The sequence below is a fragment of the Pauljensenia sp. C0170B5 genome (assembly GCF_056590195.1).
In genome coordinates this window covers 135,181-160,017 of the sequence record NZ_JBWPVR010000003.1, presented here as the reverse complement: position 1 = coordinate 160,017, position 24,837 = coordinate 135,181, and the positions used below count along the sequence as shown (strand labels likewise).

Here is a 24,837-nt window from a genome sequence, read left to right as displayed (position 1 = left end):
CACTGGTGAAAAAACTGGTCAACGACGTTCATCAAGTAGTTGAGCAGGCTCTGCAAGGCTTCGGTGGTGTGTACGCCGACCTCGTCACCGTCCATACGAATCCAGCCTATGTCACTCGTGCACAGGCGAAGGATCAGGGGAAGGTTGCCATCGTCTCTGGTGGTGGGTCGGGCCACGAACCATTACATGCGGGATACGTTGGGAAAGGCATGCTGGATGCCGCTGTGCCCGGTGCCGTGTTCACGTCACCGACACCTGACCCGATCGCGCAGGCCGCATTGGCTGTCGAACGCGGAGCGGGCGTGCTGTTCATCGTCAAGAACTACACGGGCGATGTCCTCAACTTTGAAACCGCTGCCGAACTGGTGCAGATGGACGACATCGACGTTGCCACCGTTACCGTCAATGATGATGTCGCAGTGGAGGACTCGCTTTATACAGCCGGACGACGGGGCGTGGCAGGCACGGTTCTAGTGGAGAAGATCGCTGGCGCAGCAGCCGAACGCGGAGACGATCTGGACACTGTCACCCGCATCGCTCAGCACGTGATCGACAATGTCCGATCGATGGGATTGGCACTGGGGCCCTGCACCGTGCCACATGCAGGACGCCCGTCCTTTGAACTGGGTGACAACGAGATTGAACTGGGGATCGGAATCCACGGCGAACCGGGATACCGGCGCGGTCAGATGGAAACTGCGGACACGCTGACTGAGGAACTTTACGACAAGGTTCGCTCCGATCTGGCCCTCGAAGCAGGCGAATCCGTGATTGCGCTGGTCAACGGCATGGGCGGAACCCCGCTCAGCGAGCTGTACATTGTGTACCGTCACGTGGCCGAATTGCTGCAGCGTGACGGAATCAATCTGGCACGCAGCCTTGTCGGTGACTACGTGACGTCACTGGAAATGCCGGGTGTTTCGGTTACCCTATTACGGGCGGACAACGACATCGTGGAGCTTTTCGATGCTCCCGTATGCACGCCGGCCTGGAAATGACATCAGGAGCATAGATGAGTGAGACGCTAAACGAGCAGTGGATCCGCGAATGGATGATGACTGCTGTGCACACGATCGCAGACAACAGAGAATATCTGATTGACCTGGATCGACACATCGGGGATGGCGACCACGGTGAGAATATGGATCGCGGTTTCAGTGCCGTTCGCGACGCGATGGAGTCCGATGACCATGCGCACGAAGCTGCAGCGGCCCTGCTCAAAACAGTTGCGAAGACCCTGATGTCCACGGTTGGCGGAGCTGCCGGCCCACTGTATGGCACAGCGTTCCTGCGCGCATCACAGGCACTGACAGGACAGGAAATCTCCGCCCGGGACGTGGTGGCCATGTTCGACGCAGCATTGGAAGGCATCCAGGCCCGAGGCAAGGCAGAAGAAGGCGAAAAGACGATGGTCGATGCGTGGGCACCGGCCGCTCGCGCCGCTCATGATGCTGCCAAAGTGGAGCGCCCGATCTGCGAGATTCTCGAGGCCGCCGCGCGCGCTGCCGAAGAAGGCGTTGAAGCCACGATCGACATGCAGGCCACGAAGGGGCGCGCATCATATCTGGGGCCGCGCTCAGTAGGCCACCGCGATCCTGGAGCCGCCTCCTCAGCGATGATTATTCGAGCTGCGGCTAAGGGCGCAAAGTCGGTGGATAACCGATGAGCTCAAGAGTCGCCCTCGTAATCGTGTCCCACAGTGACCTCCTGGCGAGGGGCGTGCGGGAAGTAGCAGAGCAGATGGCACCCGACGTGCACATCGAATGCGCGGGGGGAATGCAGGACGGCTCGCTGGGCACCTCCTACGACAAGGTTGCCTCTGCGATTACCCGCGCACTCGGAGCAATCGAGACCGGCCATGACGGTGCAGGCGTCGTGTGTCTGACCGACATGGGCTCAGCAGATCTGACCGTGGAATCCGTCCAGGAAATGGAAGACTTCGAGGCGTTGGAACACGCGCATGCTCCACTCGTTGAAGGCACCATTGCTGCTGCGATCAGTGCGCAATCAGGCAGTAGTCGCAGTGAGGTGCGCGCCGCAGCTGAACGGGCTGGCGCTCCTGACACGCCGCGTTCTGCCGCCTCCCCGGTGGGACGCGTCGTGATTCACGAAAACGAAGACACCGCTGACCACGTTGTGACGGCAACTGCGCGAGTGGCCGACCCGGTAGGGCTCCATGCGCGTCCGGCTGCATTGTTGGCTCGCTTAGCTGGCTCATTCGATGCAGAAGTATTCGTCAACGGAGCCGATGCAGGGTCAGCGTTGGAAGTGATGGCGCTGGGAGTGCGTCAGGGTGACATTGTGCAGCTGCGTGCCACAGGACCGCAGGCACAGGAAGCAATAGATGCACTGGTCGACAAGCTCGAAGAGTGACTGCATAATAATGTAGGTCTTTTGACCTAGTGGCCGAAAGGCTGCATGAAGTGCACGATCATCTACGAGGGGGAATGCTATGTCGGCACACGAACGCACAGACGGCTCCCATGAACGCACACTGGTGCTGGTCAAGCCTGATGGATACAGGCGAGGATTGACAGGCGAAGTGCTGCGACGGATTGAATCAAAGGGATACAAGCTGGTTGGTCTGAAAGTTCAGCAAGCCTCTGAAGAATTGCTTCAGGAACATTACCATGAACACCGCCATCGCCATTTCTACCCTGCATTGATCGAATTCATGTCGTCTGGACCGCTCGTGGCTGCCGTTGTCGAAGGGACACGCGTTGTCGACGGAGTGCGCCGACTAATCGGCTCAACCGACCCGACTGACGCCGAGCCAGGAACAATCCGTGGCGACTTGGGCCGCGCGTGGGGACGCGCAACCGCGGAAAATATCGTGCACGGATCAGATTCGCCGCACTCTGCCCAACGCGAGATTGCCCTGTGGTTCCCGGAGCTTGCCGCCGATGCAATGCACGCTTAACTGCCTTTTTACGTATTCTTAAAGACGTGCACCTGAAAAATTTAACGTTACGAGGCTTTAAATCCTTTGCTTCGGCGACAACGCTGCGTTTAGAACCCGGCATCACGTGTGTAGTCGGCCCGAACGGGTCGGGCAAATCGAACGTCGTCGATGCTCTTGCCTGGGTCATGGGCGAACAAGGTGCCAAAACGTTGCGCGGTGGACAGATGGCGGACATCATCTTCGCCGGAACATCCTCGCGAGCACCGTTGGGGCGTGCTCAAGTTGATCTGACCATCGACAACACCGATCGGGCCCTGCCCATCGACTACTCAGAAGTGACGATCTCGCGCACATTGTTCCGCGGTGGGGGATCAGAGTATGCCATCAACGGCACCCCAGCGCGCCTGCTCGATGTTCAGGAACTCCTGTCCGACACGGGTATGGGCAGGCAGATGCATGTCATCGTGGGTCAGGGACAACTCGATCAGATCCTTTCGTCAACACCTGAGGAACGTCGAGGTTTCATCGAAGAAGCCGCCGGTGTTCTCAAGCATCGCCGACGTAAGGAACGCGCCCTGCGCAAGCTTGAGCAAATGGATCAGAATCTGGTGAGGGTCCTCGACCTCACGCAGGAAATCCACCGCCAGCTTGGCCCACTGGCACGCCAGGCTGCAACGGCCCGCCGTGCACAATCGATACAGGCTCGTGTTCGTGACGCAAAGGCACGCCTGATTGCAGATGAGATCGTTGACCTTCGCGACCGCCTGAATGCGCACGACGAATCCGACCAGGTGCGTACCCAGAAGACTCAGGAATTGCGTGTTCACGCGCGCGAGCTGACAGAAAGTATTCAACTTTGTGAACAGCGCGAACGCGAAGCCGATCCGCGTTTGACTGAGGCGAATACCGCTTGGCGTGACCTCACTGCGATCGGGGAGTCCTTGCGCGCAACAGTTCTGATGGCCCGCGACAAGATTGCCTCCCTCGAACGTCCACTTGATGCGCCCTCCGGTGACGATCCTGACGAACTGGACAGGCGTGCCGATGAGGCCAGTGCCGAGGACGCCGAGCTTCTGCGCACAGTAGAAGAGTGCCGACGGCGCCTGCAGGAGGCTATCAGTGCTCGTGAGGAGGCGGAGCAGCGTGATGAAGAAGCCCACGGGACGCTGTCCGGCATCACGCGCCAGATAGCGGATCGACGTGAGAAGATCGCACGTCTGACAGGCGACGTCGAATCTGCGCGCTCACGCCTCGTAGCTGCCGAAGCTGAGGAAAATCGAGCAGAAGAACTGGTGCGCGCCGCGCGCAAACGTCAGGAGGAAGCCGAGAAAGCCCTCCGAAAGACGCCTGCTCCCGATGGCGAGGGTAGCGAAGACACTGCTGCGCGCAACCACTCGCAGGCTTCCGTCAAACGCGATGAAGCCCGAAGTCAGGTTGACGCTTTGGTGGCGCGTGAGCGGGAAGCACGCGCCGAGCGAGCCAGGTGGGAGTCGCGCCGTGACACGTTGGCTGAGCAGCTCGCACCCGACGACGCAACTTCGACATTGGCAGGCCGCTCCGGTGTCCTCGGAACGGTCCCTGAAGCCTTGACCATTGAGCCGGGCTGGGAAGATGCCATTGCCGCAGCACTGTTCCCACTGGCTGATGCCGCGATCGTCGACGGAACGGCGAACGGAATAGACTGCCTGCGTCACGCCCGCGAACACCAACAAGGACAGATGCGCATGATGCGCGCCGGTGACGGCGACGGCAATAACGAGGTGGAACCGCAGCCACGTGGTCCCCTTCCGTCTGGAGCGCGCTGGGCGCTGGACGTCATCACCCACGCGCACTCGGTTTCGCGCAGCGTCACGAAGCTGCTCGAAAGCGTCGTCGTGTGCCGGGATCTCGACGAAGTGCAGGACTTGCTGGAGCATCCCGACGTTCGAACAGTGGTCACGTCCAACGGTGATGTTGTCACGGGGGAGTCACTGATCGGATCTGGCCACTCCACTTCCTCGGTGTTGAGTGTGCGCGCTCAGTACGAACAGGCCGTTGAGGGAGCGCGCCACGCCCTCGATGACGAACAGAAGGCCTCTGAACAGCTGGTTCACGCAAATAAGGTACTCGATCAGGCGATCCGCGCTGCCAACGAAGCGCTCAAAGCCTTGCGTGCCCAGGACTCGCAGCGCGCAAAGCTCGCTGAAGCATACGCGCGCGCCCAGTCGGCAGCCAAGGCTGCTCAGGCAGAGACACAAAGGTGCGAGGCGACCGCACGTAAAGTCGCCGAGCATGTTCAATGGGCACGCAGCCAGGTGGATACCGCCGACGAGCGGCTGAGCACCTCCAAAGACATGGAACCGGCTCCCGACGCTGAGCCGGCTCAACAGAGAGCAGGCGAAGCCGCGCGCATAGCCCGCGAAGCTCGCGAACATGAGACGGCCACGCGTCTGGAACTTCGCACCAATGAAGAACGGTCGAGACAAAGCGGAGGAAGGGCTCGAGCTCTCAGGCAGGCAGCAGCGCGCAGCCGTGAGGAGCGCAGCCGATACGCCCAACGTGAGGACCAGCGCCGGCGCAAGCTGCTCATTGCCCAACGCGTTGCCGAACAGGCTCAGTACGGCGTGGACGTTGCCGCTCGAATCGTTGAGCACTGGGAACACCTGCGCGCCGAAGCTGAATCACTGCGTCAGCAGTCAAGCCATGAGCGCATCGAATTGCGCGCCGCGCTCGATGCCGTCAATGCTGAAATTGCCGAGATCACCGGCCTGGCACACCAGGACGAAATCGCACGTGCACAGACCATGATGCGCTTGGAACAGGCGACCGCCCGGTCGATGGAGGAACTCAGCCTGGAAGCTGACCAGCTCATCGAAGAATTCGGCCCCCATAACCTCGTGCCGGATTTTTCAGGCGAGGGCGACCCGACTGCCTTTTCGCGCCCCGAACAGGAAAAGGCACTGGCGGCTGCTGAACGTGACCTGGCAAAACTTGGCCGCGTGAACCCACTGGCACTGGAGGAACACGAAGCACTGTCCAAGCGCCACGAATTCCTGGTTTCCCAGGTCAATGATCTGAAATCGTCGAAAGCCGATTTGCTGCATATCATTGACGACGTCGATCGCCTGGTCGAAGACGCATTCACCACCGCGTTTAACGACACGCGCGAACAGTTTGCCCACACCTTCGAGGTCCTTTTCCCCAACGGCGAGGGCAACCTGACGCTGACGGATCCAGATTCGATGCTGACAACGGGCATCGAGATCGAAGCCAGGCCGGCGGGCAAGAAGGTCAAGCGCCTGTCACTGCTGTCCGGCGGAGAACGCTCCCTGGCAGCTCTGGCATTCCTCATCGCCATCTTCAAGGCGCGTCCCTCACCGTTCTATGTCATGGACGAGGTTGAGGCCGCCCTCGACGATGTGAACCTGACGCGATTGCTCGAAATCTTCCGGGAGCTGCAGGAAGAAAGCCAGCTGATTGTTATCACCCACCAGAAACGCACGATGGAAATCGCTGATGCGCTCTACGGCGTGACGATGCGTGACGGGGTCACAACCGTCGTCTCGCAGCGCCTGGCAGATGCTTAGGAGATCACAGATAACAAATTGAGCATGTGCGGCGTTTACTGTGGCTCTCGCTGGCGTCACACATGACAATGAAGACATGTTTGGTTCTCTTGTGGTCATCGTGCTGACAACGTTGGTTGTTGTGGCTCTGGCAGGAGGCGTCCTGGCAAGCCTGGCCTTGTCACGCCGAGGCGCCCAATCATGGCAGTCTCTTTGGAAAGACCAGTCGAAACGCTGGGCTGACCCGGCGCGAACAGATGAGGACGCGGATATCGATCCTCAGCTTGTCAGCCTGGACACGATGCTCCGGAGCAATGGGCGAGACGGCTCGGCGTATGTCGATGCGACCGACCTGCCTGGATATGAACGCCTCGAGGATGCAGCAGTACGTGTCGAAGAGGCGGCCACACGCATGGAGGCTGCATCGCGGCGCGGACGCGTGCGTAAAATGCAACTCACGCATTAAATAGGCCATGATAGGACTATGAACACTTTCACCGATTTTGTGACAAGTCCGATCGGTCTGGTATGCCTGTTGGTTCTCGTTGCCCTTGTGGGCGTGGGAATCTGGTGGGGCGTACGAGGACGACAGTCCAGCCCCGAACTTGAAGAACGCCGCACACCCACTATTGAGAGCGGTCAGACCACTGCGGCTCCTGACGTTGAGACGCAACCGCGTACCGAAACCCCTGAATCCGTTCCCTCCCGCATGCAGCGTCTGCGCGGACGCCTCGCGCAGTCTGGCGCTATCGGACATGCGCTCCTTTCAGTTCTCTCGCGCGCGCAGCTCAACGCGGCAGACTGGGAAGAGATCGAAGATTCACTTCTGATGGCCGACCTGGGATTGCCGGCCACCGAAGAACTCATGGAGCGGCTGCGCACCCGCGTCAAGGTTGAGGGACATTCAGATGCCGAGTCAGCCCGCACGATTGTACGCGAAGAGCTTCTGGCACTGGTCGACCCGACTATGGATCGTTCCCTGCATTGCGAGCCGCACATTGATGAAAACGGCACCAAGGTCAGTGCGTCTGTGCTGGTGATCGGCGTCAATGGAACAGGTAAGACGACGACGATTGGCAAACTGGCCCGGTTGCTTGTTGCACAGGACAAGACAGTCCTGCTCGGTGCTGCTGATACATTCCGCGCCGCAGCGGCTGACCAGCTGGAGACGTGGGGCAACCGCGTGGGGGTTGACGTGGTCCGATCCGACCGTGAAGGCGCCGATCCCGCATCCGTCGCTTTTGATGCCGTACACCGCGGTGTCGACGACGGCGTTGACGTCGTGATTGTGGACACGGCGGGCCGACTGCAGAACAAGTCAGGTCTGATGGATGAGCTCGGGAAAGTCAAGCGCGTCATGGAACGTGTCAGTCCCGTTGACGAGGTCCTCCTGGTCCTCGATGCGACGACCGGCCAAAACGGTATGCGCCAGGCGGAAATTTTCGCAGAAGTGGCTGGAGTGACAGGAATCGTCCTGACGAAGCTGGATGGCACCGCAAAGGGCGGAATCGTGGTGTCGGTCCAAAGGGAACTCGGAGTTCCTGTCAAGCTGGTGGGGCTGGGAGAGGGCGTCGACGATCTGGCGCCCTTCGATGCCGAGTCATTCATTCAGGCAATTGTGGGACAGCCTGCCACGTAAGCACACGGCGCCGTGGGTGCGCTAGTGTAAGACCATTGCGTCCACATCGGAGAAGGAAGGGATCCAGTGTTCTCCAACCTGTCAGATCGTCTCACTGAATCGTTCAAACAACTTCGCGGGCACGGTATTCTCAGCGAATCTGACGTTGATGAAACAGTCAGTCAGATCCGACGCGCCCTGATTGACGCTGACGTTGCCCTTCCTGTCGTCCGCGAATTTACCGCCGCAGTGCGTGAACGCGCTTACGGAGCGACCCGCTCACAGGGTCTGAACCCCAGTCAGCAGGTTGTGCGTATCGTGCGCGACCAGCTGGTCGAAACCCTCGGCGGCGAAACGCGTGAACTCCACTTCGCTGACCGGGGGCCGACCGTGTTCATGCTGGCCGGCCTTCAGGGTGCCGGTAAGACAACCCTTGCCGGCAAGCTCGGCAAGTGGCTGACGGAAGAAGGCAAGAAGGTCATGCTGATTGCATCGGACCTTCAGCGCCCAAATGCCGTCCAGCAGCTGCAAGTTCTGGGCGAGCGTGCCGGAGTCAAGGTCTGGGCTCCGGAGCCGGGGAACGGAGTCGGTGATCCTGTCTACGTGGCGCGAACCGGCGTCAACTACGCCATCAACAATGGTTTCGACGTGGCAATCGTCGATACCGCTGGGCGCCTCGGTGTTGACCGGGAAATGATGGATCAGGCAATCGCGATTCGTGACGCCGTCAATCCGCACGAAATCATGTTCGTCCTGGACGCAATGGTTGGCCAGGATGCCGTGCAGACATCGACCGCGTTCAGGGATGGCGTCGGCTTTACCGGTGTCGTCTTGTCGAAACTTGACGGCGATGCCCGAGGCGGCGCTGCGCTGTCCGTACGCGGCGTGACCGGTGCGCCGATCCTCTTTGCCTCAACGGGCGAAGGCCTTGACGATTTTGAACGATTCCACGCAGACCGCATGGCCGGCCGAATTCTTGATATGGGTGACGTTCTGACCCTGATCGAGCAGGCCGAAAAGAAGATGGATCAGGAGGAAGCCGAGAAGGTCGCTGAGAAGGCCATGAGTGGCCAGCTCACCCTCGAAGACTTCCTCAACCAGCTCCAGCAGGTCCGCAAACTCGGATCCATGCGCAAGGTTCTGGGAATGATTCCGGGAATGGCGCAGATGAAGGACCAGCTCGCCAACTTCGATGAGTCAGAAGTCAACCGTGTCGAAGCAATCGTCCGTTCCATGACGCCCGCCGAACGCAACGACGTCAAGATTCTCAACGGATCGCGCCGTGCCCGTATTGCCCGCGGTTCAGGTACCACGGTGACGGAAGTCAACGCACTGGTCAAGCGCTTCGAAGCAGCCCGCGAGATGATGGGTCAAATGGGCGCTGCCGGCGGCTTCCCCGGAATGGGGAATATGCCGGGACATGGTGGCCGCGCCAAACAGCGTGAAGATGCACGCCGTGCCAAGGCTCAGCGTGCGCGCGTAAAGAAGAAGGCGCGTTCAGGAAACCCAGCTAAGCGTCGCCAGCAGGAACTCGAAGCAATGCTTCCAGCCAGTGAACGCAGGAACAATGCGTCCTCGTCGGGTAGCGCATTCGGCATTGGTCAGGGCCAGGGCGCTGCCCAGCGCCCCTCTATGGACCAACTCCCCGAGGATATTCAGCGCATGCTCAACGGATTCTGACGGATATCATGCGCCTGACAGGAACAGCTCTGTGGCGTCCCTCCTCAGACGGGTCGCAGCCCGCCGCATGGACGCAAGGCTCCTGGTCGATTTGTGACGGCAGAATCTCCACGGCCGCGCAGCCTCCGGCCGCGGATGAAGAGGAACTGATCGGGTGGATCATTCCCGGCCTCGTTGACGTGCATTGTCACATTGGCCTGGGTCCTCACGGTCCTGTCGATCAGGAAACACAGATTCGGCAGGCTCAAGCAGACCGTGACAGCGGAGTTTTGCTCATGCGTGACTGCGGCAGTCCTGTCGATACGTCGCATATTCAACACGATCCCACATTGCCGCACTTGATCCGCTGCGGCACACACCTGTCACGCCCTAAACGCTACATTCGTGGCATTTCGCGCGAACTGGCCACGCCCTCGCAACTGCCTGAAGCGGTCGCACAGGAAGCGGCCCGCTCGGATGGATGGGTCAAAATCGTGGGGGACTGGATCGACCGCAGTGAAGGATCAGAATCGGATCTGCGCCCCCTGTGGCCAGGTGAGGTCCTGCGTGACGCAGTTGCCGCCGCGCACGAATCTGGCGCGCGCCTGACCGCTCACACGTTTTCTCACGCAGCAATCGATGATCTGCTGGCAGCCGGCGTCGACGGAATCGAACACGGTTCCGGTATGGACGATGATCAGCTCAGTGAGGCCAGACGGCAAGGTGTTGTCATCACACCCACGCTCTGCCAAATCGAACTCTTCGAATCCTTCGCGCAGGCTGCCGACGGCAAGTTCGCGCGCTACGCGCAGACCATGCGCACGCTTTACGAGGGACGACACGACCATTATGAGCGCCTCTTCGATTCAGGAGTCCACCTGCTTCCCGGAACAGATGCCGGCGGCTACCAGGATCACGGATCCCTTCCAGCAGAACTTGCCCGATGGCACACGGCAGGCATGCCGCCAGCCAAGATTCTCGACATCGCGACCTGGCAGGCTCGCGACGCCCTCGGCTATCCCAGTCTGTACGATGGCGCGCCAGCTGACTGCGTGGTCTACGAGGCTGATCCTCGTGCAGACATTACCGAACTGTCACGACCGGTCGCCGTCATCTTGGGCGGGACGCGCGTCGCCTGAGCGCCGGCTGTCAGCCTGGTGAAGAAGCTCCTGGAGGACGGGGGCCTCCATCGAGCCGACCCACGCTGCCACGCCTGGACGCACTCCGTCGGGAAGATCAGTGCCCATCGGGGCATTCACGACGTTCCCGCCTGCCACCTTGACCATGTGGATACCGGCTGCCACATCCCACGGCTTCATCGTCCCGGCCAGCATTGCACCAGCCCTTCCAGACGCGACCATCGCCAGGTCGAGGGCTGCGGCACCTGGCCGACGAACAGCCTGATATGTTGACGCTAGGCGAGTGTATTCTTCAGCTGAACCGGCAGGATCGTTAATGAATGAATGCAGTGACGGGTGATATGACAGCACGACCGCGTCTCGCTCGCTCGTGGGACCCTGGGCGTGAATGTCGATGTCTTCCCCGTCAGTGCGCAGCCACGCATGAGTGAGATCAGCGAGGAACAGGTGATCCATGATCGGAGCATTGATTGCTCCAGCAACGACTGCGCCGTCCAGCTCAGCAGCGATTGACGTGTTGAAATAAGGCATTCCGGCTGCGAAATTCGCCGTCCCGTCGATGGGGTCGACGATCCACCTGACGCGCTCAGCCAGCGACATACAGCGGCGCCTGGCACCCTGAACCAGGGGGGATGTGGGAAATTCGAAGTCCTCGGTGAACTCCTCGGTCGGCCCGTCGAATTTTCGGGGCAGGGTGCGTTCACCAGTTTCCTCACCCAGTACGCGTGAGCCCGGAACAAAATAGCCCAGGAGAACATGCAGCGCAGATTCCACGCGCTTGTCATGTACAGTGACCGGATCGTGGTGGTCAGCTTTGAAGTCAACGGATTCAACGTGGCTGACAGCGCGCCGCAGATAGCTGGCCACGGCGCGCGCTGCAGCCCCCGCCAGGATCGCCAGGTCGTGAGCAATGCGCTCATCATCATTCGTGACGTCACCATGTGTGCTCATAAGGCTATTGTGGTGTTTCACCCACTGAATTTCCACTTCTCGTGAGCCCTCGTCGTGATCGATCACACGCCAGGAAACAGAGGATGAGAGGAACAAGATCTGGGAATTGAGACCGATGCGTGGCACAATGGAGTGCTGTACCCGGTCGAGGGTTGGTCCCTCTCACCACTCGAGACTGTGTCCAGGATCTATCGTGACATCGTGTTTCCCACCGATACCATGTGCGATCCAACCCGAGTTAGAAACAGGAGTGACCACACAAGTGGCAGTTCGTATTCGTTTGAAGCGCATTGGTAGGATCCATGCGCCCTTCTACCGCGTCGTTGTCGTTGACCAGCGTAAGAAGCGCGATGGTCAGGTCATTGAAGAGGTCGGCATCTATGATCCGACCCGCGACCCCTCTATCATTAAGATCGACTCCGAGCGCGCGCAGTACTGGCTTTCAGTGGGTGCGCAGCCCTCGAACACGGTGCGTAACCTGCTCGTGCTGACCGGTGACATTGCCAAGTTCAACGGCAAGAAGGACGCCGTCTCGCGCGTCAAGGTCGCTGAGACCGATCAGTCAGCAGAAGCCGAAAAGGCCATTAAGGCCGCTGAGGAAGATGCTGAAAAGCGTAAGGCCAAGGTTGCAGCTGAAAAGGAAAAGGCCGAGGCTGAAGCCAAGGCTCAGGCCTCGGCTGAAGCAGCCGAGGCAGCCGAAGCTAAAACCGACGCCCCAGCCGAAGAATCCGCAGAAGAACCGGCTGCCGAGGCAGCCGAGGCTCCAGCTGAGGAAAAGGACGCTGAGTAATGCTGGCCGATGCCTTGGAACACCTTGTCAGCGGAATTGTCGACAATCCTGACGATGTGCGTGTCACGCGGCGGTCGATCCGGCGCGGGCAGCTGCTGGAAGTTCGGGTTAACCCGGATGATCTGGGTCGCGTGATCGGCCGGTCGGGTCGCACCGCACGCGCACTGCGCGCCGTGATGAACGGCCTGTCGACTCGCGGCTCCGTCAGGGTTGACGTGATTGATACTGACCAGGAGTAACAGCGCCAAGGCTGTATATGGCATAGGTGTGGGGTCCGCTCAACATGAGCCGGACCCCACAATACCGTGAGGAGCAAAGATGCAGCTCAGAGCGGCAGTGGTGGGGACGGCCCACGGCCTGAAGGGCGAAGTGTACGTGACAGTCACGACGGACCGGCCCCAGGCGCTGGCTCCCGGCACCACTGTGCACACCTCTCACAGCGAATACAGCACTTTGACGATGCGATCTTTGCGTGCACACAAAGACCGCGTCCTGGCGGGCTTCGAAGAAATTTCCACCCGCGAACAGGCTGAGGACCTGCGCGGCACGGAATTAATGGTGGATGCCCTCGATGAGGATGACGCGTGGTATCCCCACCAGCTCACCGGACTGGAAGCCGTCACTTTGCTGGGCGAACACCTGGGAACAGTCACCGGTATGCAGCCCGGAGCTGCGCAAGATCTCATCATTGTCGATGCCGATGGCCGGGAAGTACTGGTGCCATTTGTCAGCGCCCTGGTACCGGAAGTCAACGTCGACGAGGGAACCATGACGATTGATCCGATCCCGGGTCTGTTCGACGATAACTACGACATGGACGGAGAATAGCGGCGTGCGAATTGATCTGCTCACCATCTTCCCGCACTACTTTGACGTCCTGGACCTGTCCCTTCTGGGCAAGGCCCAGGACGCGGGTCTACTCGACATTCACACCCATGATCTGCGTCAATGGACAACGGATCGTCATCGCACTGTCGATGACGCGCCGTACGGCGGGGGAGCAGGAATGGTGATGCGGCCCGACGTGTGGGGCCGCGGCATCGACCAGGTTCTGAGTGTCGACCTGGCTGATTCCCACTCTGACTCCGCCCGAAGAGTCCTCGCGATTCCGACCCCGTCCGGCACGCCGCTGGATCAGCGCCGTGTGGAAAAACTTGCCGAAGTCGACCAGATCATCCTTGCCTGCGGACGATATGAAGGTATCGATCAACGCGTTGCCGACTTCTACCGCGAGCAGGAAGTGGAAGTCCTCGAATACTCCATCGGCGACTACATCCTCAATGGCGGCGAGGCCGCAGCACTCGTCCTGATCGAATCCGTGTCACGACTGCTCGAGGGTGTCCTCGGCAATCCTGAATCTCTTGACGAAGAATCCTATGGGCCCGATGGTCTGATCGAATATCCTGTGTATACCAGGCCCAGATCGTGGCGCGGCATTGACGTGCCCGACGTGCTCACCAGCGGCAACCACGCCGAGATTGACCGGTGGCGCCGTGATCGATCACTGGTCAGAACTGCTCACCGTCGGCCCGACCTCATTGATCGGCTCGATGCACAATGCCTGTCAACCCGCGACAAGGAAGTGCTGGCCGGTGCCGGCACGATCATCACCCCCAGGCGACGCGATGTCATGATACGGCTGGCGCGTGAAGGGGAAGCAGAGGCTCTTTCTGAGCTTGCAGCCAACACGTTCCCACTGGCATGTCCGGACTACGTCAGTCAGGACGATATTGCAGCCTTCATTGGGGAAAGCCTGTCTCCCAGCGAATTTGAACGCATGCTCGCGTCCCCGTCCGTCTACCGGATCCTGGTCGCGCAGTTGCGCGGTGCTTCATCGGAGCTGATCGGCTACACCCTGACTATTCTGTCCGGGCCCGACGGAATGCCTACCCAGATGGTGCGGCCTGGGAAGCTTGAGCTAGGGGCGGCATATCTGTCCAAATGCTACGTGAGAGAATTCTGGCAGGGGTCAGGTGTGGCCGGAGCGATGATCGAGCGTGCGGTCGCAGATGTGGAAGCTCAGGGGCGCAACTCACAGATTGCCCTGGGAACCTCGATCGCCAATAAACGCGCGCAGACGTTCTACAAGCGTCATGGTTTCTCAGTTGCCGGCAGGCGCACGTTCATGGTGGGGGAGAAAGCCAATATCGATGACGTATTCGTGCGTAACATCACGCCGCGATCACGCCACGAATAGCTCACAGGACTTGGGAAGCACCCGATTCTTGTGGCACACTAGAACGTCAGATCAGCTGGGCGTAGCCTGCCGCGGGGGGAGCGCCAGAAAGCACGATCTGCTCAAGAATTGCGGACCAAGATCCGCCGTATAAACGGGACTGACCTGCGGCAGAAACGTTGAGGAGTAAAAATGCAGAAACTGGATGCTGTTGATGCACCGTCATTGCGCGATAACATTCCGGTTTTCCGTGCTGGAGACTCGGTGAAGGTTCACGTACGAGTCGTTGAAGGTAACCGTAGCCGTATTCAGGTCTTCCAGGGGATCGTTATTGCACGCCGTGGTCACGGCGTGTCCGAGACGTTCACCGTCCGAAAGATCTCATTCGGTGTCGGCGTTGAGCGTACCTTCCCGATCCACACGCCTACCATTGACCACATTGAGGTCACTTCCCGCGGTAATGTGCGCCGCGCGAAGCTGTACTACCTGCGTGATCGTCATGGCAAGGCGGCGCGTGTGCGCGAGCACCGCGAGTTCACTGAGTGAACGAGACTCACGAGCGCCCGGTACCTCCACGGTACCGGGCCTCAGTTTCAGAGGAAGTCAACGCGTGAACTACCAACCGATCCAGCACAGGAAGCGCTACCACGACTCCGACCAGGATGACTCTTTGCAGAAGAAGTCAAGCGGTTTCTCATGGTTGAAAGAGTGCGTCATCATCGTGGTGGGTGCACTCGTCCTGTCCACCGTCATTCGCGCTTTTATTTTCCAGATGTTCTGGATTCCCTCGCCCTCGATGCGTTCCACGCTCGTCGAAAATGACCGCATCGTCGTCTCACGAATTTCGGCCTTCCGAGGCGATATCGAGCGCGGTGACGTGATCGTGTTCAACGATGCAAAAGGATGGCTTCCTCGCGCAGAATCAGAAGGTGCAGGGAGAATCCTGCGTTCGGTGGGAGAATTTATCGGCATCCTCCCAGCCAACGGCGAACAGACGCTGGTCAAGCGCGTCATCGGAGTAGGCGGAGACCGTGTCCAATGCTGTACCGCGAACGGCGCACTCACCGTCAATGGCCAGGAGATCACCGAACCGTACATTCCTGCAGGCGAACCAGCATCGCGTATGGAATTCGACGTCACCGTCCCCGAAGGATCAGTGTGGGTGATGGGGGACAATCGCCCGAATTCCGCTGACTCACGTTTCCATATGAACCCGCTCGAGAACGCATTCATTGACACTGACGAGATCGTCGGCCGCGCAACGATGGTGCTGTGGCCCCTCGGTCACTGGAGCTGGCTAGGCGATCGTGATGTTTTCTCAGCCGTCAAAGATTCGTGATGCGTCAGCTTCGCCGCTTTGCCACACGTGACGTCGAGTGCGAATTGCTGCAGTCGTATCCCACCGTTTTAGGTGTGGACGAAGTGGGACGCGGCGCAATTGCTGGTCCCGTTGCCGTGGGAGTCGCCCTCGTGACTGAAAAATCGGGACCTGCTCCTGTTGGACTTGCAGACTCAAAGATGCTCTCTGCGCGCGCTCGAGAAGAGCTCGTTGACCCTATTCACCAGTGGGTCGCCGCCTCGGCAGTCGGCATGGCCAGCCCCGCAGAAATTGACGAGGGTGGCATCATCGGCGCTTTAAGATTGGCAGCATCGCGGGCGATTGAAGCGGTGAGAGGGGATGGAGCCACTATCGGGGTGACGTTACTTGATGGTGTTCATAACTGGCTCGCTGCAGATCTTCTCGGTGTTTCTCCCGTCGGCACTGACGTTTCCATCATGACGCGCGTGCATGGAGATGCAGAATGTGCAGTCATTGCCGCTGCGTCCGTTCTGGCGAAGGTGGAGCGAGACAGATTGATGTGCTCGTTGGAGGATCCAGGATACGACTGGATTCACAACAAAGGGTACGCGTCGCGCACCCATATTGACGCCCTGAGCCGCATGGGTGCGTGTGACCAGCATCGGCGTTCGTGGAAACTTCCCGGCGTGGAGCCCAGCACGAATTTGACGAACAGGGCATGATGATACCGTGAGCGCAGATGATCTGGAAGGCTACGAGAATAGCCTCGAACTTGACCTGTTTCGTGAGTACCGCGACGTGATCGGACTGTTTTCGTACGTGGTGGAAACCGAGCGACGCTTCTATCTGTGCAACAAGGTTGATGTGCAGGCCCGACCGATGGGCGGCGACGTTTTCTTCGAGCTCACGTTGACTGATGCATGGGTGTGGGACATTTACCGCTCTTCTCGCTTCGTGAAGTCAGTGCGGGTCATTACGTATAAGGATGTCAACGTCGAAGAGCTGTCGAAGCCTGAGCTTGACATTCCGTAGGTCCTACGACCTGTTCAAATAGCTCTATCCACAGGATTTTTCCCGGAAGAGATCCTTCCACAGATGCCGTGTGTACAGGCATCGCATCCACAGATACTGAAGCCGCGATAGCCACTGACTCGACCTCGTTGGCATGGTTGCACTATGACAGCAACCGACGAACGCATCGACTGGCGAGGCACACTGGGCCGCGCCGGAGAAGACTGCGCTTCCCGCGTCGTACAGGAGTGTGGATACGAGGTCCTCGCACGTAACTGGAGAAACGGGACTCGCGGCGAGATTGACCTCATTGCGCGTAGCGGCACGAGGATGACCACCTTTATTGAAGTGAAAACGCGTATTGGTGACAGGTTCGGCAGTGGCCTCGAAGCCGTGACACACGTTAAGTTCACGCGCATCGCGCAGGCAGCGGCCGCATGGTGCGCGGCCAACCGGCCGGAAGCGCCGATCAGATTTGATGTGGTCTCAATCGAGGTCAGCCCCAGCCGGGCAGCATGCTTGAGTCGCGCACTTGAGAGCGGCCACGGCGCTCAATGGCTGCGTCGCAATGCGGATATCACCTGGTGTCAGGGCATTCAGCTATGAGTGGGCAGACGGCCTCGATCCGCACGATTGCGTTGATCGGCATGGATGGTCACATAGTCAATGTGGAGACATCTGTCGCGAACGGTGTGGTCTCATTTACTCTGGTCGGTTTACCGGACGCGTCTTTGCGTGAATCCAAGGACCGTGTGCGCTCCGCACTCAGTGCCTGCGGGCTGGGCCTTCCCAACCAGCGCGTCACCGTCAACCTGTCACCGGCCGGCCTACCCAAGTCAGGATCAGGGTTTGATTTGGCGATCGCACTGTCTGTTCTGCTGGCCAGTGGACAGATCCCGCCCGACGCTGTGGTGGACACGCTTTTCTTGGGCGAACTGGGTCTGGATGGGTCGCTGCGGCCTCCGCCTGGCCTTCTCGCAGCTGTCATAGGTGCTGCACGAGGCGGCACCACCGATATCGTGGTCCCAGCAGCAAGTGTCGCTCAGGCGGCGCTGGTGCCGGGTGTATCCGTCCACGGCTACGAGCATCTGGCGGATTTAGTCGAATCTGTTGGCGGCATTGCCCAGCGCAGCGGAAGCGTAGGCTTCTCCCATCCTTCCGAGGGCGAGTGCGATCACTACAGTTCCAGCGCGCAGTGTCCGTCCTTACTTGATTTGAGCGATGTACGAGGCCAGTCTTATGCCCGGACAGGCCTTGAGATCGCCGCAGCAGGGGGACACCACATCATGTTGATAGGGGAGCCAGGAGCCGGAAAGACCATGCTTGCGCGCGCGTTGCCGACCATCCTGCCACCTTTGGATACTGACACATCACTCACGACGACCGCGCTGCACTGTCTGGCGCAGGCGTGGAGCGCAGAGCACGGACTGATCACTCAGCCTCCGATCGAAGCTCCACACCACTCGGCATCGATGCCGGCCCTCGTGGGTGGGGGACAATCAGTGGGGCGACCAGGCGCCATCTCCCTTGCACATGGGGGAGTGCTGTTTCTTGATGAAGCTGCTGAGTTTGCCCCCTCAGTGATGGATGCCTTACGTGAACCGTTGGAAAACGGTGTGATGACGATTCACCGCTCGCGCGCAACCGTCACGTTCCCGGCATCTTTTCAGCTCGTCTTGGCGACCAACCCGTGCCCCTGTGGTAACCGGAACTCCAAGCATGCTCGATGCACATGTACCTCCATGCAGCAGCGCCGCTACTTGTCGCGCCTGTCTGGACCGCTTCTTGATCGTGTCGACATTCAATTGAATGTGTCCAGACCTACCGCGGGAGACTTCGCGATGGATACGGGGGAGACTTCGGCATGCGTTCGCGAGCGTGTGGAGGAGGCCCGCCAGCGACAACGCCGCCGCTTCGAGGGGACACCCTGGAGACTCAACCGAGAAGTTCCTGGCTCCGTCCTGCGGCGGGATTTCATGCCCGACGAGGCAATCGCATGCGCAATGTCGCGCGCAGTGGATTGCGGCTCACTGTCAATGCGCGGCGCGGACAAAGTCCTGCGAGTGGCATGGACGATCGCTGATCTGGCAGGTCACAACCATCCCACCATGAATGACTTCACGATGGCGTATTCACTTCGAACAGGAGAAGATTATGACGATCCCCCTACTGCCCGATGAGCATCATATTGCTGCCTGGTGGTCCAGTGTGATCGAACCGGGTGACGTGTACGCCCATGCGCTTCGCCTCGCTCTGGGCGATGATGAGGCGATCGCCTGGGTGTGTGCAGACACGCCGGGCAGCTTGCCACTTGCACTTGAGCGAACTGCGCAGGGAATTCCTCGGGATTGGGAGACTGTCTGGAAGCGCTGGCATCCACGAGCCGTGGTCGCCGACCCGGCCGGGGACCTTGAATGGATTGAACGCGTCGGTGGTCAGCTGCTGATTCCGAGCGATAGCAAATGGCCTGAGGCTTTGAACGACTTGGAACACGAGCGGCCGGTGTGCCTATGGGTGCGAGGCCACCTGCTCGATCGCCCTACCGTCGCCATTGTCGGATCACGAGCCTGCACCCGGGTTGGTGAGAAGACTGCTGCCGACATGGGATACGAGCTGGCGTCCAAAGGTATGTGCGTGGTGTCCGGAGGCGCGTTCGGCATTGACATCGCAGCACATAGGGGAGCACTCGCCTCGCCTCCGGGCCCCACTATTGCCGTGATGGCTGGCGGACTCGAACGGCCGTATCCCGTAGCACACCGTCAACTTTTTGACGAGATAGTCAGCCATGAGGCGGGTGCGCTGATGAGTGAGGTACCGCCACGGTGGCGCCCTGCACGCTGGCGTTTTCTCACGCGTAACCGCGTTATCGCGGCGTTGGCACAAGCGACCATCGTCGTTGAAGCCGATCAACGATCCGGAGCGCTGGCAACAGCGCGGCGCGCCATGGAGCTGGGACGGCACGTCGGAGCTATTCCAGGCCCTGTTACATCAGCAATGTCACGAGGCTGCCATCGGTTGATTCGTGAGGGCGGCACGCTGATCCGCGACAGCGCAGATGTTATTGAGATGGTCAGCACCCTTGACCTGAACATCGGAAACACAGAACCGCTCTTCGACCAGCCTCAATCACCCGACCACGGCATCGACGCCCTGCCTTGCCACCAGCGCAGAGTGTGGGAAGCGCTGCCCAGGCGCGCCGCTTCCAGCGTGGATGCCATAACCGTCACGGCAGGGATGAGCATAGAGGATGTGATGAGCGCATTGGGCGCTCTCGAGCTTGCAGGGCTCGCAGCGCACACACACGGTCGGTGGAAGCGCACCGCGTAAAATAGGCGCGTGAGTGATGCTAGGACACAACCGGTACGGGAGCTCATCGACGTGTGGATTGATGAGCTCGCGCACTCGCGTGGCCTGTCAGCCAACACTGCGCGCGCCTATCGAACTGACCTGAATGAGTTTGCAGATTTTCTGGACCAGCGCATCGCAAACGGCATCACACTGGACCAGGCAGTGACCACCAGCTCGATTCGTCAGTGGCTCGCCCACATGGCCAATGATGGGATGAGTCGGGCGACCCTGGCTCGACGCATCGCCTCCATCCGCGGATTCACCAGCTGGGCGCACCATCACGGGCATCTGAGCGCAGACCCCGCCCTTCTCGTCACCGCACCTTCGCGTGACCAGCGCCTACCACATGTCCTCGACATTCAGGCGGCGCGCGCACTCATGGACTATGCACGTCAGGAAGCGCGCGACGGCGATCCGGTCCATATCCGTGACTGGGCAATGGTGGAAACCCTCTATTCGACCGGCATACGCGTCTCCGAGCTATGCGGTTTGGATCTGGGGTCCTTCGCATTCGACCGGCAATGCCTGAGAGTACTCGGCAAGGGCAACAAGGAACGCGTTGTTCCCCTGGGCGATCCGGCAGCTCAGGCACTGCATATGTGGTTGGACCGTGGTCGCGTCGCCCTCGTCGATGCGCGCGTGACAACGAACGCCGCATTTTTGGGTGAGCACGGCAAACGTATCGACCCGCGTGTTGTTCGAGCTCGCCTGCATCGACTGGCAGCCAGGGCAGGTGTGCGGGACGTCGCGCCGCACGCGTTGCGCCACAGCGCCGCCACGCATCTTCTTGAAGGCGGCGCCGACCTGCGCGTTGTTCAGGAAATCCTGGGGCACTCATCATTGCAGACCACGCAGCGCTACACGCATGTCGATGCTGCGCGTCTGTCGGCGATCTACCGTCAGGCACATCCGCGTGCGTGACCCCTAGCGTCACTCCCACGGCTTCAAGACAATCGGTCCAACGAGGAATCTGAGCGGGTCATGGTAGGTCCGGGGGCCAGACTTCACGCCCCAATGCAAAGCGCCGGGGGAGTGGCCACTGGCAACATGGCCGATCACATCACCCTTGCGAACCTCATCGCCGGGCGTTACCGTGGCTTCAACCGGCTCGAACGTTGAACGCACCGATCCGTGCGACACAGAGACCACCGGCCGATCGACAATGACGCCTGCCACCACAACTGTGCCGTCCGCTGGCGCGTAAACCGGTGAGCCGACCAGCACATCCAGATCGACCCCTCGATGTCCCGGCAGCCAATTGTGCTTTAGGTCGTCGAAAGCGCGTGCGACCGGCACAGGATCTCCACTGGGCCATAACCACGGCTCGCGCGCATCGCTCAGTGGCTGCGCTGCACCCGCCCATGCGGCGACCGATACGGATAGCGCCCCTGCGAGCATGCATAGCACCCGACCCGCGCTTTGACCTCTTACTCTCATGCCGACACTGTCACCTACCTGTGCTTTGCACGCAATCGCTTGCCGCGCTCCTGTGGACACGTTGACGCGACGCATCTACCTGTGGACACGTTTTGAAACGGACGTTTAGGGACGGGCTTCACAGTTCCGGAAGGTGGAGATGCCCACCACGTGGACTACAATGTGGGGAGCGTCCGCATCAGCGGGCGACTTCGCGTGTCATTTCCGCACTCGAGTTTTCACACGAAAATTGACGAGGGTGGGGCGCGGATGCCACGGTCCCTACGGGGCGGCATCCGGTCATGGCACCAGGGTCGGCATAATGCCGATAACAACCGAGAACCGGTACGCATCTGCGTGCCCCGACCTGCGCATTGCGCAGAAAGGACGATCATGGCAGTCGTCACCATGCGCCAGCTGTTGGAATCTGGCGTTCACTTTGGCCATCAGACCCGTCGCTGGAACCCGAAGATGAAGCGCTTCATCCTCACGGAACGCAACGGCATCTACATCATTGACCTTCAGCAGACAATCGCTGACATCGACATTGCATACGACTTCGTGAAGGAAACCGTTGCTCATGGAGGCAACATTTTGTTCGTCGGCACGAAGAAGCAGGGCCAGGAAGCTATTGCAGAGCAGGCCTCACGTGTTGGCATGCCGTATGTCAACCACCGTTGGCTCGGCGGTATGCTGACCAACTTCTCCACCGTTTCCAAGCGCCTGCAGCGTCTGAAGGAACTCGAGCAGATCGATTTCGAGGATGTCGCATCCTCCGGACACACCAAGCGCGAGCTGCTCATGATGAGCCGCGAAAAGGACAAGCTTGCCCGTACCCTTGGTGGTATCCGCGACATGTCCTCCCTGCCGTCAGCGCTGTGGATCGTTGATCCCACGAAGGAGCACCTGGCAGTGGCAGAGGCTCAGAAGCTCAACATCCCGATCGTTGCCATCCTCGACACCAACGCTGATCCTGACGAGGTCGACTACCGCATCCCCGGTAACGATGATGCGATCCGCGCCGTGTCCCTGCTGACCCGCGTAATTGCTGATGCAGCAGCCGAAGGCCTCCTCGCACGCAACTCGCGCCGCCAGAAGGATGCTGAAGCTGACGACAGCACCGAGGGCGAACAGTCCGAACCGCTGGCAGAATGGGAACGCGAGCTGCTTGAGGGCAACAAGCCTGCTGAAGAAGCAACCAAGGACAAGGCTGAAGAAAAGGCCGACGACAAGGCTGAAGAAAAGGCCGAAAAAGCCGCACCCGCGTCAGAAGAAGCATCCGAGAAAGAAACCTCAGCTGACGCTCAGTGAGAGCTTCAGCAGACCACTACACTTTTTGCGAAAGGACTGACAGCAATGGCGAATTTCACCGCTGCTGACGTCAAGGCTCTGCGTGAACAGACCGGCGCAGGCATGATGGACGTCAAGAAGGCACTGACCGAAGCTGACGGCGACCAGGCCAAAGCTCTTGAAATCATCCGACTCAAGGGCCTCAAGTCCCTGTCCAAGCGCGAAGACCGTGTTGCCTCGGCTGGACTGCTTGTCGGCACCGTTGTCGATGACAAGGCCGGCATCCTGGTTGAGGTCAACTCTGAGACCGACTTCGTTGCCAAGAACCAGAAGTTCATTGACTTCGCCCATTCGGTTCTCGAATCGGCAGTCAACTCCGGCGCAGCCACCCTCGAGGATCTTTTGGCTGCTTCCCATGAGGAAGGAACCGTGCAGGATGCGCTCAACACGATGGGCGCCGTGATCGGCGAAAAGCTTGAGATTCGCCGTATCGTCCGTCTCGAAGGCGAACTGGTCACCCTGTACCTGCACCAGACCAGCCCTGACCTACCTGCGCAGGTCGGCGTTCTCGTCTCCACTGACGAAGCTGGCCGCGAGATTGCACACGACGTTGCTATGCACATCGCTGCCTACCAGCCGACGTACCTTGACCGCGACCACGTTCCGGCCGATGTACTGGCACAGGAGCGCTCGACTCTCGAGAAGATCACGCTGCAGGAAGGCAAGCCTGAGAACATCGTTCCCAAGATCGTTGAAGGCCGCCTGAACGCATACTTCAAGGACAACTGCCTGGTTGACCAGGAGTACGCTCGTGACCCCTCCAAGACCGTTGGACAGGTTCTCAAGGAAGCCGGCGCAACTCTGACCGACTTCGTTCGTCTCCACGTCGGAGCCTAAACAGTAGCCATGATGGCCCCGCCCACACGGACGGGGCCATCATCACAATAAGGAGAGTGCATGGCGATGTCTCAGCGCCGAGTATTACTGAAACTGTCAGGAGAAGCATTCGGCGGTGGCAAAGTAGGTCTCGACCCTACCGTCGTCAGACAGATTGCCGAACAGGTCGCGCAGGCAGTTCACCAGGGCATCCAGGTCGCCATTGTGGTGGGCGGGGGCAACTTCTTCCGAGGTGCCGAATTGTCACGCTCTGGACTGGACCGTGCACGCGCCGACTATATGGGGATGCTCGGTACTGTCATGAATGCCCTGGCATTGCAAGACTTCATCGAACAGGCTGGCGTCGCCAGTCGTGTGCAGACCGCCATCTCCATGCAACAGGTCGCTGAGCCCTATATTCCGCTGCGCGCCATTCGTCACATGGAAAAGGGCCGCGTGGTCGTCTTCGGTGCTGGTGCCGGAATGCCGTACTTTTCGACCGACACTGTCTCCGCTCAGCGCGCACTGGAAACCCACTGCGACGAACTGCTCGTCGCGAAGAATGGGGTCGACGGTGTTTACGATGACGACCCGCGTTCCAATCCGAATGCCCGTCGCTTCGATTTTCTGACATACTCGGATGCACTGGCTCGCGGCTTGAAAGTTGTAGATGCTGCCGCATTTGCTCTGAGTCGTGACAACGGACTGACCATGCGCGTGTTTGGAATGTCCGAACCAGGAAACATCACTAAGGCACTGATGGGCGAATCAATCGGTACGCTAGTGACTGCAACACCTTCAGATGACGAGGAGTAA

The 24,837-nt window shown here is 59.8% G+C and carries 26 protein-coding genes; 24 read left to right on the top strand and 2 right to left on the bottom strand.

The annotated features are described in order from the left end of the window. Window positions 1-5 precede the first annotated feature (5 nt). The 9 genes from dhaK (at window position 6) to AC1EJZ_RS05855 (ending at window position 10,863) form a co-directional block, all read left to right on the top strand. Window positions 6-998 (top strand): dihydroxyacetone kinase subunit DhaK, encoded by a 993-nt coding sequence (gene dhaK / locus AC1EJZ_RS05895; protein WP_058236903.1) that lies wholly within the window; start codon window positions 6-8, stop codon window positions 996-998. A gap of 14 nt (window positions 999-1,012) precedes the next feature. Beyond that, window positions 1,013-1,666 carry a dihydroxyacetone kinase subunit DhaL gene (gene dhaL, locus AC1EJZ_RS05890; protein WP_058236702.1) on the top strand — a complete coding sequence of 218 codons (654 nt, stop codon included), beginning with the start codon at window positions 1,013-1,015 and terminating at the stop codon, window positions 1,664-1,666. Continuing rightward, window positions 1,663-2,373, top strand: coding sequence for a dihydroxyacetone kinase phosphoryl donor subunit DhaM (gene dhaM / locus AC1EJZ_RS05885; protein ID WP_058236703.1), 711 nt, complete (start codon window positions 1,663-1,665; stop codon window positions 2,371-2,373). The genes dhaL and dhaM overlap by 4 nt, the downstream gene beginning before the upstream one ends. Before the next feature lie 79 nt (window positions 2,374-2,452). After that, entirely contained in the window at window positions 2,453-2,920 is a 468-nt protein-coding gene (ndk, locus tag AC1EJZ_RS05880) for a nucleoside-diphosphate kinase (protein ID WP_480294179.1), read from the top strand. Window positions 2,921-2,946: 26 nt separating this feature from the next. Beyond that, window positions 2,947-6,468 carry a chromosome segregation protein SMC gene (gene smc, locus AC1EJZ_RS05875; RefSeq protein WP_058236705.1) on the top strand — a complete coding sequence of 1,174 codons (3,522 nt, stop codon included), beginning with the start codon at window positions 2,947-2,949 and terminating at the stop codon, window positions 6,466-6,468. Between the two features lie 76 nt (window positions 6,469-6,544). Then, on the top strand, window positions 6,545-6,913 hold the full coding sequence (locus AC1EJZ_RS05870; protein ID WP_070727205.1) for a hypothetical protein: 369 nt from the start codon (window positions 6,545-6,547) through the stop codon (window positions 6,911-6,913). 18 nt (window positions 6,914-6,931) lie between these two features. Beyond that, on the top strand, window positions 6,932-8,086 hold the full coding sequence (ftsY, locus tag AC1EJZ_RS05865) for a signal recognition particle-docking protein FtsY (RefSeq protein ID WP_058236707.1): 1,155 nt from the start codon (window positions 6,932-6,934) through the stop codon (window positions 8,084-8,086). A gap of 66 nt (window positions 8,087-8,152) precedes the next feature. After that, window positions 8,153-9,745: a signal recognition particle protein gene (ffh, locus tag AC1EJZ_RS05860; protein ID WP_058236708.1), complete on the top strand. Its 1,593-nt coding sequence runs from the start codon at window positions 8,153-8,155 to the stop codon at window positions 9,743-9,745. 8 nt (window positions 9,746-9,753) lie between these two features. Continuing rightward, a complete protein-coding gene (locus AC1EJZ_RS05855) occupies window positions 9,754-10,863 on the top strand; it encodes an amidohydrolase family protein (RefSeq protein WP_058236709.1) in 1,110 nt (369 codons plus the stop codon). Here the strand turns inward: AC1EJZ_RS05855 and AC1EJZ_RS05850 are convergent. Next, window positions 10,819-11,814, bottom strand: coding sequence for an inositol monophosphatase family protein (locus AC1EJZ_RS05850; RefSeq protein ID WP_092649102.1), 996 nt, complete (start codon window positions 11,812-11,814; stop codon window positions 10,819-10,821). The genes AC1EJZ_RS05855 and AC1EJZ_RS05850 overlap by 45 nt on opposite strands. Before the next feature lie 262 nt (window positions 11,815-12,076). On the opposite strand from AC1EJZ_RS05850, the gene rpsP reads away from it, so the two are divergent. From rpsP to AC1EJZ_RS05790, 12 genes are all read left to right on the top strand, one after another. Further along, window positions 12,077-12,604 (top strand): 30S ribosomal protein S16, encoded by a 528-nt coding sequence (gene rpsP / locus AC1EJZ_RS05845; protein ID WP_058236711.1) that lies wholly within the window; start codon window positions 12,077-12,079, stop codon window positions 12,602-12,604. Further along, window positions 12,604-12,843 (top strand): RNA-binding protein, encoded by a 240-nt coding sequence (locus tag AC1EJZ_RS05840; RefSeq protein ID WP_058236712.1) that lies wholly within the window; start codon window positions 12,604-12,606, stop codon window positions 12,841-12,843. The genes rpsP and AC1EJZ_RS05840 overlap by 1 nt, the downstream gene beginning before the upstream one ends. A 79-nt stretch (window positions 12,844-12,922) precedes the next feature. Next, window positions 12,923-13,432 carry a ribosome maturation factor RimM gene (rimM, locus tag AC1EJZ_RS05835; RefSeq protein WP_058236713.1) on the top strand — a complete coding sequence of 170 codons (510 nt, stop codon included), beginning with the start codon at window positions 12,923-12,925 and terminating at the stop codon, window positions 13,430-13,432. A 4-nt stretch (window positions 13,433-13,436) separates the two neighbouring features. Next, complete coding sequence (gene trmD / locus AC1EJZ_RS05830) at window positions 13,437-14,801, top strand: tRNA (guanosine(37)-N1)-methyltransferase TrmD (protein WP_058236714.1); 1,365 nt, start codon at window positions 13,437-13,439, stop codon at window positions 14,799-14,801. A gap of 171 nt (window positions 14,802-14,972) precedes the next feature. Then, window positions 14,973-15,326 (top strand): 50S ribosomal protein L19, encoded by a 354-nt coding sequence (rplS, locus tag AC1EJZ_RS05825; protein ID WP_058236715.1) that lies wholly within the window; start codon window positions 14,973-14,975, stop codon window positions 15,324-15,326. A 64-nt stretch (window positions 15,327-15,390) separates the two neighbouring features. Continuing rightward, the gene (lepB, locus tag AC1EJZ_RS05820; protein WP_257525464.1) at window positions 15,391-16,119 is read left to right on the top strand and encodes a signal peptidase I; all 729 of its coding nucleotides are present in this window, start codon (window positions 15,391-15,393) and stop codon (window positions 16,117-16,119) included. Then, a complete protein-coding gene (locus AC1EJZ_RS05815; RefSeq protein WP_058236716.1) occupies window positions 16,119-16,802 on the top strand; it encodes a ribonuclease HII in 684 nt (227 codons plus the stop codon). Before lepB ends, AC1EJZ_RS05815 begins: the two co-directional genes overlap by 1 nt. Before the next feature lie 7 nt (window positions 16,803-16,809). Continuing rightward, entirely contained in the window at window positions 16,810-17,112 is a 303-nt protein-coding gene (locus AC1EJZ_RS05810; protein ID WP_058236717.1) for a DUF2469 domain-containing protein, read from the top strand. Window positions 17,113-17,256: 144 nt separating this feature from the next. After that, complete coding sequence (locus AC1EJZ_RS05805) at window positions 17,257-17,697, top strand: YraN family protein (RefSeq protein WP_074026163.1); 441 nt, start codon at window positions 17,257-17,259, stop codon at window positions 17,695-17,697. Next, entirely contained in the window at window positions 17,694-19,271 is a 1,578-nt protein-coding gene (locus AC1EJZ_RS05800; RefSeq protein WP_058236718.1) for a YifB family Mg chelatase-like AAA ATPase, read from the top strand. Before AC1EJZ_RS05805 ends, AC1EJZ_RS05800 begins: the two co-directional genes overlap by 4 nt. Continuing rightward, on the top strand, window positions 19,246-20,418 hold the full coding sequence (gene dprA / locus AC1EJZ_RS05795; RefSeq protein ID WP_058236719.1) for a DNA-processing protein DprA: 1,173 nt from the start codon (window positions 19,246-19,248) through the stop codon (window positions 20,416-20,418). The genes AC1EJZ_RS05800 and dprA overlap by 26 nt, the downstream gene beginning before the upstream one ends. A 9-nt stretch (window positions 20,419-20,427) precedes the next feature. After that, complete coding sequence (locus tag AC1EJZ_RS05790; protein ID WP_480294178.1) at window positions 20,428-21,360, top strand: tyrosine recombinase XerC; 933 nt, start codon at window positions 20,428-20,430, stop codon at window positions 21,358-21,360. 9 nt (window positions 21,361-21,369) lie between these two features. Here AC1EJZ_RS05790 and AC1EJZ_RS05785 read toward each other — a convergent pair whose 3' ends face one another. Further along, window positions 21,370-21,876, bottom strand: a complete 507-nt coding sequence (locus tag AC1EJZ_RS05785; RefSeq protein ID WP_074026184.1) for a M23 family metallopeptidase — start codon at window positions 21,874-21,876, stop codon at window positions 21,370-21,372. A gap of 372 nt (window positions 21,877-22,248) precedes the next feature. Between AC1EJZ_RS05785 and rpsB the strand changes: the two genes are divergently transcribed. The 3 genes from rpsB to pyrH are packed head-to-tail and all read left to right on the top strand — an operon-like array spanning window position 22,249 to window position 24,837. Beyond that, window positions 22,249-23,166: a 30S ribosomal protein S2 gene (gene rpsB, locus AC1EJZ_RS05780; protein WP_058236721.1), complete on the top strand. Its 918-nt coding sequence runs from the start codon at window positions 22,249-22,251 to the stop codon at window positions 23,164-23,166. A gap of 45 nt (window positions 23,167-23,211) precedes the next feature. Then, the gene (tsf, locus tag AC1EJZ_RS05775; protein WP_058236722.1) at window positions 23,212-24,042 is read left to right on the top strand and encodes a translation elongation factor Ts; all 831 of its coding nucleotides are present in this window, start codon (window positions 23,212-23,214) and stop codon (window positions 24,040-24,042) included. Window positions 24,043-24,102: 60 nt separating this feature from the next. Next, on the top strand, window positions 24,103-24,837 hold the full coding sequence (gene pyrH, locus AC1EJZ_RS05770) for a UMP kinase (protein WP_371935764.1): 735 nt from the start codon (window positions 24,103-24,105) through the stop codon (window positions 24,835-24,837).